Origin of the sequence: Arthrobacter sp. NPDC093128 (assembly GCF_040683875.1) — a bacterium.
Classification (GTDB): Bacteria; Actinomycetota; Actinomycetes; order Actinomycetales; family Micrococcaceae; genus Arthrobacter.
Window position 1 is genome coordinate 122,429 of record NZ_JBFBEY010000017.1, and the last position, 10,934, is coordinate 133,362.

Here is a 10,934-nt window from a genome sequence, read left to right on the forward strand (position 1 = left end):
TCGCACGGAAAGCACCGACGCTCGTGCACCTTTCGCCGTTAAAAACGCAACGTTCCCTCACTGAGTGAGGGAACGTTGCCAGTCGGGACCGCAGGAACTCCTAGGCGTTGACGATGAGCCCCAGCTCAGCCCGCGAAGCGAGGGCCGAGTGCTTGGGCAGCACCCGCACGGTGTAGCCGAAGGACCCGGAGCGGTCGATCAGCAGGGAGCCGCTGAAGAGGAAGCGTCCCTTGCCAAGGTCTTCCTTGGGCACCAGGTCCGCCACCGTGACATCGGCCAGTTCGTCGCTTTCCTCGGCGCGGCCGAACGCAACTTCGACGGCGACGTCGTCCGGGTCAAGATCGTGCAGCGCGATGTAGGCGTTCACCTGCAGCGTGTCCCCGATCTGCGGGTCCTCGGAGACGCCCACCGAATCGACGTGTTCCACCTGGATCTGGGGCCACGAGGCGCGGATCCGTGACGTCCACGCTGCCAGTGCAATGGCCTGGGAGAAGGAATCCGCGACCGCCCGGCGCCCCGCAACCGCGGCGGGACGGTAGAGGATGTTCACGTAGTCCTGGAGCATCCTCTCAGCGGAGACGGCCGGGCCAAGGTGCGCCATGGTGTGCTTGATCATGGACACCCAGTGGGTGGGGACCTTCTGCGTTCCGGATTCCGAAGGCCCTGCGGCTCCGGCAGCGTCGGAAACGGTGAGCCCGTAGAAGCGGGGCGCCACCTGTGTTTCCAGCAGCTCGTAGAGGGCGGCGGCTTCGATGTCGTCGCGTTCCTCGGGCGAGGCGTTGTTGTTGGCGGTGGGAATTGCCCAGCCGTTTTCGCCGTCGTACATCTCATCCCACCAGCCGTCCAGCACCGACAGGTTCAGCGAGCCGTTGATGGCCGCCTTCATCCCGGACGTTCCGCACGCCTCCAGCGGCCGCAACGGATTGTTCAGCCACACGTCGCAGCCGGGGAAAAGCGTGCGCGCCATGGCGATGTCGTAGTTGGGCAGGAACGCGATGCGGTGGCGCACCTCGGGATCGTCGGTGAACCGGACCAGGTCCTGGATCATCTTCTTGCCGGCATCATCCGCCGGGTGCGACTTGCCCGCGATGACCAGCTGGATGGGGTGGGTCTCGTGCAACAGCAGGGCCTTGAGCCGGGCGGGCTCGCGGAGCATCAGCGTAAGCCGCTTGTACGTCGGTACCCGTCGGGCAAAGCCGATGGTGAGGACATCCGGGTCCAGCACCGAATCAGTCCAGCCGAGCTCGGCGTCGGCAGCTCCGCGTTTCTTCCACGCTGCACGAAGGCGCTTGCGGACGTCCTCCACGAGCGAGACGCGCATCTCGCGGCGGAGTGCCCAGACGTCCTCGTCACTGACGTTGTACGCGAGGTCCCAGCGGCCCAGGGCTTCCGCCTCGGCACCGAACTGGTCCCGCGCCAGCTTGGAGACACGGCTGTCCACCCACGTTGGGACGTGGACGCCGTTGGTCACCGAGGTGATCGGAACTTCCGAATGGTCGAAGCCCGGCCACAGGGCCGAGAACATTCCGCGTGACACCACGCCGTGGAGCTTGGCCACGCCGTTGGCGCGCTGTGCCAGCCGCAGGCCCATCACGGCCATGTTGAAGACCGACGGGTTGCCGTCCGCGAAGTCTTCACGCCCCAGGTCCAGGATCCTGGACACCGGCACGTCCGGCGCCAGCCCGGCCTCGAAAAAGTGCTGGATCTGCGAGACCTCAAAACGGTCGATGCCCGCCGGCACCGGGGTGTGCGTCGTGAACACGGTGGAGGCACGCCCTGCCGCAAGGGCTTCTTCCCAGGTCAGCGGACGCTCAGAGGACATGAGTTCCTGGATGCGTTCAATGCCCAGGAAACCGGCGTGGCCCTCGTTGGTGTGGAAGACCTCCGGCGCCGCGCAGCCCGTGAGGCGCTGGTAGACGCGCAGCGCCTTCACGCCGCCCATCCCGAGCAGCAGTTCCTGCTGGAGGCGGTGGTCACCGCCGCCGCCGTACAGGCGGTCTGTGATGCCACGGGCGGCGTCGTCGTTGCCCGGAACGTTTGAGTCCAGCAACAGCAGCGGGACACGCCCGACGTCGGCACGCCAGATGTGCGCCAGCAGCCGGCGCCCCTGGGGGAGCGGCAGCGAAATCTGGATGGGTTTGCCGTTGCCGTCGGGGGAGTCCTCGCGGAGGAGCGTCAGCGGGAGACCGTCCGGGTCCAGGACCGGGTACGTTTCCTGCTGCCAGGCGTCCCGGGACAGGGACTGTTTGAAATAGCCGGCCTGATACAGCAGGCCGACGCCGATGAGCGGCACGCCGAGGTCCGATGCTGCCTTAAGGTGGTCGCCGGCCAGAATTCCCAGGCCGCCGGAATACTGCGGCAAAACTTCGGTGATTCCGAATTCCGGTGAGAAGTAGGCGATGCAGGACGGGGCATCGTCACCCAGGCTCTGGTACCAGCGGGGCTGCTCGAGGTAGCGGTCCAGGTCCTCGGCTGCGGCCTGGACGCGGCGGACGACGTCCTGGTCCGCTGCGAGGCGCTGCAATTCCTCCCTGCTCACCAGGCCAAGGAAACTAACCGGATCGTGGGCGCTGTCGTCCCAAATGGCGGGGTTGAGTCCCTCAAAAAGCTCCCGGGTGGGCCGGTGCCACGACCACCGCAGGTTGGTGGCCAACCGGGCCAGCGGCCGGATGGATTCCGGTAGGACGGTTCGGACGGTAAATCTGCGGATAGCCTTCACCTGCGTCACACTAACCGACAACATGGGCCGTCGGAACAGGTTTAGGTTTCTTTTAGGTAAATGACGGATTGCTCTAAGAAAAACGGAAGTCCCCTTAGCAAAACGGGCGATTTCTAGATAACGTCGAGTTTGTGACGACTAATACGCGAACCAGTGCCGGATCCAGCAAAAAACCTAAGGCCCTGATCACGGAGGGCCTGCGTTTTGGCCGTTTCCCGATCACGGCCGTTCAGCCCGTGGTGGACGGAGGTAAGTTTCCCGCCAAGGCGTTGCCCGGTGAGGGCCTTGTCGTTGGCGCGACGGCATTCCGCGAAGGGCACGACCAGCTCGGAGTCAGCGCGGTGCTGTTTGATCCCAAGGGCAAGGAACGCCAGCGGGTCCGGCTGGCGCCGCCCCGCGGCGACCGCGGGAAGGGCACCGACCGGTGGGAAGGCACCATCACCCCCACCGGCCCGGGCAACTGGTCATTCGCCATTGAAGCCTGGCATGACCGGTACGGGACCTGGCACCACAACGCAGAGGTCAAGATTGAAGCGGGCATCGACGTCGAACTGATGCTGGCCGAGGGCGCTGCGCTGCTCTCCGAAGCATCCGAGGATTCGGCCCGCCCCTCCTCCGACCGGCGGACGCTCCGGACCGCCGTCGTGGTTCTGTCTGATGCGTCGCTGTCCCCGGAGGAGCGGCTCGCTGCCGGGTTCGGCGCCGAGGTGACGGACGTCGTCGAACGCCAGCCCATCCGTGAACACGTCACCGTCTCGGAGCGCTTCCCCCTGCTCGTGGAACGCGATCTGGCCGGCCGCGGTGCCTGGTACGAGTTCTTCCCCCGTTCCGAAGGGGCCGTCCGCAACCACACAACAGGCGAATGGCAGTCGGGAACGTTCCGGACCGCCGCCCAGCGGCTCGACGCCGTCGCGGGCATGGGCTTCGACGTCATCTATATGCCGCCCATCCACCCGATCGGGGTCCAGCACCGCAAGGGCCCGAACAACACGCTGATCGCAGGCCCGCACGATCCCGGTTCGCCGTGGGCCATCGGAGCCAAGGAAGGCGGACACGACGCCATCCACCCGGACCTCGGCACCTTCGAGGACTTTGACGCGTTCGTGGCGCGTGCCCGGGAACTCGGCCTCGAAGTGGCACTGGACCTGGCCCTGCAGGCGGCGCCGGACCATCCCTGGGTGGAGTCCAACCCCGAATGGTTCACCACCCGGGTGGACGGCAGCATCGCCTATGCCGAAAACCCGCCGAAGAAGTACCAGGACATCTTCCCGCTCAACTTCGACAACGATCCCGAGGGGCTGTCCAAGGAGATCCTCCGGGTTGTGCTGCTCTGGGTGAGCCACGGCGTCAAGATCTTCCGGGTGGACAACCCGCACACCAAGCCGGTCTGGTTCTGGGAATGGCTCATCGCCAAGGTCAACAAGAAGCACCCGGAAGTGGTGTTCCTGGCGGAGGCCTTCACCCGCCCGGCCATGATGCACGCGCTCGGACGGGCAGGCTTCCAGCAGTCCTACACGTACTTCACCTGGCGGAACACCAAGACCGAACTCGAGGAGTACTTCACCGAGGTCAGCCATAAGTCGCCGGCGTATTTCCGCCCGAACTTCTTTGTGAACACCCCGGACATCCTCACCGAATACCTGCAGTTCGGCGGTCCGGCAGCCTTCAAGATCCGTGCCGCACTCGCGGCGACGGCAAGTCCGCTGTGGGGCGTCTACGCGGGATACGAGCTCTACGAGCACGTGGCCCGGCCGGGCGCCGAGGAGTACATCGACAACGAGAAGTTCGAGTACAAGGCCAGGGACTGGGACGCGGCGGCGGAATCAGGCCGGACCCTTGCCCCGTACCTGACCAGGCTCAACGAGATCCGCCATGCGCACCCCGCACTGGGGGACCTGCAGAACCTGACGCTGCACCACAGCACGGACGATGCCACCATCGTGTACTCGAAGCACAAGACGCTTCCGGATGGCACCAAGGACACGCTGATCATCGTGGTGAACGTCGATCCGCACGGCACCCGGGAGAGCACTGTTTCCCTGGATCTCGCGGCTCTCGAACTCGACCCCGAGGACCTGACGCACAACGGCGGCTTCCGGGTGGATGATTTGCTGACCGGCGAAAGCTGGGAGTGGGGCGAATACAACTATGTGCGCCTGGACGCGCACCTGGAACCTGCACACGTCCTGAATATCCGGAGGTAGCATTCGTGAGTTTTAGTCCACAGAACCCGAGCCAGCACTTCACCCCCAAAGGCACATTCGAGCTCAACGCCCCCGGCCTCCAGCACGATCCCCTGTGGTACCGCAAAGCGGTGTTCTACGAAGTCCTGGTCCGCGGCTTTGCGGACGGAAACGGGGACGGCTCCGGAGACTTCCATGGCCTCATCGACAAGCTGGACTACCTGCAGTGGCTGGGTGTCGACTGCCTCTGGCTGCCGCCGTTCTTCCAGTCCCCGCTCCGTGACGGCGGCTACGACATCTCGGACTACAACTCCGTGCTCGATGAGTTCGGCACCATCAGCGACTTCAAGCGGCTGGTGGCCGAGGCGCATGCCCGTGGCGTCCGGGTGATCATCGACCTGCCGCTGAACCACACCTCTGACCAGCACCCCTGGTTCCAGGAGTCCCGCAAGGACCCGGACGGGCCGTTCGGCGACTTCTACGTCTGGAGCGACACGGACGAGAAGTACCAGGATGCCCGCATCATCTTCGTGGACACGGAAGAGTCCAACTGGACGTTCGACCCCATCCGGCGGCAGTTCTTCTGGCACCGGTTCTTCAGCCACCAGCCGGACCTGAACTTCGAGAACCCGAAGGTGATCGACGCGCTGTTCGACGTCGTGCGCTTCTGGCTGGACCAGGGAATTGACGGCTTCCGCGCGGACGCCATCCCCTACCTGTTCGAGGAGGAGGGCACCAACTGCGAGAACCTGCCCGCCACGCACGACTTCCTGCGCAAGCTGCGGAAGATGGTGGACGACAACTACCCCGGAAGGGTCATCATCGCTGAGGCCAACCAGCCTCCGGTGGAAGTAGTGGAGTACTTCGGAACCGAAGAGGAACCCGAATGCCACATGGCTTTCCACTTCCCCATCATGCCGCGGCTCTACTACGCCCTGCGGGACCAGAAGGCGGCGCCCATCATCGAGACGATGAAGGACACCCCGGACATTCCCGAGGGTGCGCAATGGGGTACGTTCCTGCGGAACCACGATGAGCTCACCCTGGAAATGGTCACGGCCGATGAACGCGCGGCCATGCTCGGCTGGTACGCGCCCGACCCCCGCATGCGGGCCAACATCGGGATCCGCCGCAGGCTGGCGCCGCTGCTGGACAACTCGCGGGCCGAGATAGAGCTCATCAACGCCCTGTTGCTTTCCCTGCCCGGCAGCCCGTTCCTGTACTACGGGGACGAAATCGGTATGGGCGACAACATCTGGCTTGAGGACCGGGACGCCGTCCGCACGCCGATGCAGTGGAACCCGGACCGCAACGCAGGCTTCTCCCATGCCGACCCGGGCAAGCTCTACCTGCCGGTGATCCAGTCGCTGGTCTACAACTACAGCATGGCCAATGTGGAGGCCGAGGCCGCGCATTCCGGCTCGCTGCTCAGGTGGACCCGGCAGATCCTCAGCGTCCGGAGGAACCACCCCGCGTTCGGGCTGGGGGGCTTCAAACACGTCGAAGCGGACCACGACGTCGTCCTTGCCTACCTGCGGGAGATCCCGGCCGACAACGCTGCAGGGGAGGACGCCGAGTCGATCCTGTGCGCGTTCAACCTCTCCCAGCACCCGGTGGCCACCACGTTGCGGCTTCCGCAGTTCGCCGGCCGCGGCCTCCGGGATGTTTTCGGCGGCCAGCCGTTCCCGGCAATCGGCGACGACGGCCTGCTCACGCTGACGCTCGGCAGCCACGATTTCTTCTGGCTGCGGATCCGCTCGGCAGCTTCCAACCCGGCCTCGCCGTTCACCCAGGCCCTCCCGGTCCTGTCCATCGAAGGCTGACATGACCCAATCCACACTCACCCCGTCCCTCGCCCAGCTGCTCAGGGCCTGGCTGCCGCGCCAGCGCTGGTTCCCCGTCAAGACGGGTGAATTCACGTTGTCGCCCGTCGGCGGTGTGCGCCTGGACGACAGCAGCGGCGAGGTGGGCCTTGAGGTGTTCCTGGCGGCAGTCACGTATCCCACGGCCGACGGCGGCAGCCGGACCGACGTCGTGCAGGTCCCGCTGAGCTTTCGCGTCGAGCCCCTGCGGGGCAAGGAAGCTGCGTTGGTCGGCGAGGGAGGGGACTCCGCCCAGGGACGCCACTGGATCTACGATGCCGTCCATGACCCTGTGTTTGTCTCGGCCTGGCTGGAGCTCATCCGCGGCGGCGGCACCTCGCCGGAAGGAAACGCGGTGGGCCACCTGGTGCCCTCCGACTACCGGCTGCCTACGGCCACCGGCACCGTAAAGGTCCTCTCCGGTGAGCAGTCAAACAGTTCGGTGATAGTGGACGACGGCGGCTCTGCGGCCATTGTGAAATTCTTCCGCGTGCTGTCCGAAGGACGGAACCCGGAAGTGGAAATCGGCGCAGCCCTGACGACGGCCAGGACCTCGGAAGTGCCCGCGACCCTGGGCTGGGTCACGGGGGAGTGGGAAGCCCCGCTGAACGGTCCCGAAGATAAGCCGCGCACGTCTGAAGGCGAACTCGCCGTTGCCCATGAGTTCCTGGCCGGCGGGCGGGACGCGTGGCGGCTGGCGGTTGATGCCGCAAGTTCGGGCACGGACTTCACGTCCGAGGCCCACGCCCTGGGCGTTGCCACCGCTACAGTGCACCGGCGGCTGGCCGAGGCCCTCGGCTTGGCCGCGGAATCCGCGCCGGGTAAGGACATCGCGCCCGGAGTAGCGCAGCGCGTCCTGCAGTCCTGGACGGAAGCAGGGCCCGCCGTCGGGCCGTACGACGACGCCCTGTCCGGCCTGCTCAAGCAGCTTGAAGGCAGCAACGCCGGTGCGCTGCAGCGGATCCACGGTGACCTCCACCTGGGGCAGATCCTGCAGGTACCCGGGCACCAGGGGGAGCCTGAACGATGGGCCATCCTGGACTTCGAAGGGGAACCGCTGCGGCCCATCGCGGAACGCAATTTCCCCGACGTGCCATTACGCGACGTCGTCGGCATGCTGCGGTCCTTCGACTACGCCGCCGGTGCCGCCCAACGCGAGCAGGCCGGGGTCCGTGTGCCCGAATCCTGGGTGGACGACTGCGCCGACGCGTTCCTGGCGGGTTACGGCGAAATTACGCCCGGGACCATTGACCGCCGCTCGCCCTTGTTTGTGGCATTGTGGCTGGACAAGGCTTTGTATGAAGTTGTCTATGAGTTGCGGAACAGGCCCGGATGGCTGGACATTCCGGTAAATGCCTCACGACGTCTCCTCAGCAGTACAGGCTCCGGCGCATCAGCCGCAGCCGCAGCGGAAGGTAACAAAATGACAGGCTCAGCACGTACAGACCGGCCCGGTGTGCCGCTTCAGGTGGACGCGGAGACGCTCTCACGGGTGGCGTCGGGCGAATATCACGCCCCGCACTCCATCTTGGGAGCGCACCTTGACGACCACGGCCACGTCACCATCCGTACCGTCAAGCACTTGGCCTCGGCGGTGTCGGTTGTGACCGCAGCCGGCACCGTGCCCATGACCCATGAGGCCAACGGTGTCTGGGCAGTGGTGCTGGACCCCCTCCAGCCGGGCCACGTTCCCGACTACCGGCTGGAAGTCACCTACGAGGGCCTGCCCCCGCAGGCCATGGATGATCCCTACCACTACCTCCCGACGGTGGGGGAGGTGGACCTTCACCTGATCGGCGAAGGCCGCCACGAGAAGCTGTGGGAAGTTCTTGGCTCCCATGTCCAGCACTACAAGTCCTCCCTCGGTGACGTGGACGGAGTCTCATTCGCCGTATGGGCACCGAACGCACAGGCCGTCCGGGTCAAGGGTGACTTCAACGCCTGGGACGGCCGGGAGAACTCGATGCGCTCGCTGGGCTCGTCCGGCGTCTGGGAACTCTTCATCCCGGGTGTTTTAGCAGGGGCGTGCTACAAGTTTGAAATCAAGACAAAAGCCGGCCACTGGGTGGAAAAAGCTGATCCGCTGGCATTCGGAACGGAGGTCCCGCCGCTCACGGCGTCGCGGGTCGTCGAGTCGGCGTATGCCTTCAAGGACGATGAGTGGATGGCCGCCCGAGCCGAGCGGGACCCGCACAACTCGCCCATGAGCGTGTACGAGGTCCACCTCGGATCCTGGCGTCTGGGACTGGGCTACCGAGAGCTGGCCAAGGAGCTGGTGGAGTACGTCAAGTGGCTTGGCTTCACCCACGTGGAGTTCATGCCGGTGGCAGAGCACCCCTTCGGCGGTTCCTGGGGCTACCAGGTGACGTCCTACTTCGCGCCCACGTCCCGGTTCGGCCACCCGGACGAATTCAGGTTCCTCGTGGACGCGTTGCACCAGGAGGGCATCGGTGTCCTGCTTGACTGGGTGCCGGCGCACTTCCCCAAGGATGCGTGGGCCCTGGCCCAGTTTGACGGCGAGGCACTGTACGAGCACGCTGACCCGAACCTGGGCGAGCACCCGGACTGGGGCACGCTGATCTTCGACTTCGGCCGCACGGAAGTCCGCAACTTCCTGGTCTCCAACGCGCTCTACTGGCTGGACGAGTTCCACATCGACGGCCTTCGCGTGGATGCCGTGGCATCGATGCTTTACCTCGACTATTCGCGTGAGGAAGGCCAGTGGCAGCCCAACAGGTACGGCGGCCGCGAAAACCTTGAGGCGATCTCCTTCCTGCAGGAAGCCAACGCCACTGTGTACAAGACCCACCCGGGCGCGGTGATGATCGCGGAGGAATCCACTGCTTTCCCCGGAGTGACCGCCCCGACCAGCGTCGGAGGCCTGGGCTTCGGACTCAAATGGAACATGGGTTGGATGCACGACTCACTCAAGTACGCGTCCGAAGACCCGGTAAACCGCAAGTGGCACCACGGAACCGTCACCTTCTCGATGGTCTACGCGTTCACTGAGAACTTCCTCCTGCCCATCAGCCATGACGAAGTAGTGCACGGCAAGGGCTCCATGCTCCGGAAGATGCCGGGCGACCGTTGGCAGCAGCTGGCCAACCTCCGCGCTTTCCTGGCCTACCAGTGGGCCCACCCCGGCAAGCAGCTGATCTTCATGGGCACTGAATTCGGCCAGGAGGCTGAATGGTCCGAACAGCATGGCCTGGACTGGTACCTGGCGGAAATTCCGGCGCACCGGGGTGTCCAGCTGCTCACCAAGAAACTGAATGAGCTCTACGCCTCGACTCCCGCGCTGTACGAACGGGACAACGAACCGGGCGGGTTCCAATGGATCAACGGTGGAGACGCTGACCGCAATGTCCTGTCGTTCATCCGCTGGGATACTGACGGCAACCCGCTGGTGTGCGCCATCAACTTCTCCGGCGGCCCGCACCAGGGCTACACCCTCGGTGTTCCGGTACCAGGTGCGTGGCAGGAGGTCCTCAACACGGACGACTCCGCATATGGCGGTTCGGGTGTCCTGAACAAGGGCGCCATCACAGCTACGGCGGAGGGCCAGGACGGCCAGCCGGCGACGCTGAGCGTTACGTTGCCTCCACTGGGTGCGGCCTTCTTCAAGCCGGCCAGCTGACCCAGGCATAAAAAGCGCGCTCGAAAGCCCGGGATCCCTGTGATCCCGGGCTTTTTGCGCTCCTGCCGGAGGCGGCTTTGTGTCCTCGCAAAAGTGGTGGTAGAGTTTATTTCCGCGCTGCTCCCCGGAGTTGGCCAGCAAAGACTTCACAGATTGCCGCAGGCAAAGTGAGTCGGGTTGGCCGATTTGACTCGGGTGAAGCAAGCGAGTAAGCTTGAAAAGTTGCTCCGGAGCGATCCGCGACCGAAATGTTGGTTGTGGTGGTGCCGGGTGTGTCTGTTGTTTGAGAACTCAATAGTGTGCCAAGTTTGTTGATACCAATTTATTTATATGGATTGGTTGTTTTGGCCAGGCCTGTCCACCCCGTGGATTGGGTTTGGTTTTTACAGCTGGTTTCAAATTTTGCAGTGTGGTTGCCGCGTTTTCCCGTGGGGCCATGTTGTGTCTGTTTTTGTTTTACTTCAACGGAGAGTTTGATCCTGGCTCAGGATGAACGCTGGCGGCGTGCTTAACACATGCAAGTCGAACGATGA

4 protein-coding genes and 1 rRNA gene are annotated in these 10,934 nt (G+C 64.7%); 4 read left to right on the forward strand and 1 reads right to left on the reverse strand.

What is annotated here, in order from left to right; genetic code table 11:
* Positions 1 to 100 precede the first annotated feature (100 nt).
* Entirely contained in the window at positions 101 to 2,719 is a 2,619-nt protein-coding gene (glgP, locus tag AB0N24_RS19695; RefSeq protein ID WP_364127861.1) for an alpha-glucan family phosphorylase, read from the reverse strand.
* Positions 2,720 to 2,850: 131 nt separating this feature from the next.
* On the opposite strand from glgP, the gene AB0N24_RS19700 reads away from it, so the two are divergent.
* From AB0N24_RS19700 to AB0N24_RS19715, 4 genes are all read left to right on the forward strand, one after another.
* Positions 2,851 to 4,923 carry an alpha-1,4-glucan--maltose-1-phosphate maltosyltransferase gene (locus AB0N24_RS19700; protein ID WP_364127864.1) on the forward strand — a complete coding sequence of 691 codons (2,073 nt, stop codon included), beginning with the start codon at positions 2,851 to 2,853 and terminating at the stop codon, positions 4,921 to 4,923.
* Positions 4,924 to 4,928: 5 nt separating this feature from the next.
* On the forward strand, positions 4,929 to 6,725 hold the full coding sequence (gene treS, locus AB0N24_RS19705; RefSeq protein WP_364127867.1) for a maltose alpha-D-glucosyltransferase: 1,797 nt from the start codon (positions 4,929 to 4,931) through the stop codon (positions 6,723 to 6,725).
* 1 nt (position 6,726) lies between these two features.
* Positions 6,727 to 10,401, forward strand: a complete 3,675-nt coding sequence (locus tag AB0N24_RS19710; RefSeq protein ID WP_364127869.1) for a 1,4-alpha-glucan branching enzyme — start codon at positions 6,727 to 6,729, stop codon at positions 10,399 to 10,401.
* A 461-nt stretch (positions 10,402 to 10,862) separates the two neighbouring features.
* Positions 10,863 to 10,934: ribosomal RNA gene (locus tag AB0N24_RS19715) — 16S ribosomal RNA — on the forward strand; the annotation flags it as partial.

Excerpts from the sequence above, each read along its gene's own strand:
- AB0N24_RS19710 (WP_364127869.1), top strand. The coding sequence starts at position 6,727 with ATGACCCAATCCACACTCACCCCGTCCCTCGCCCAGCTGCTCAGGGCC.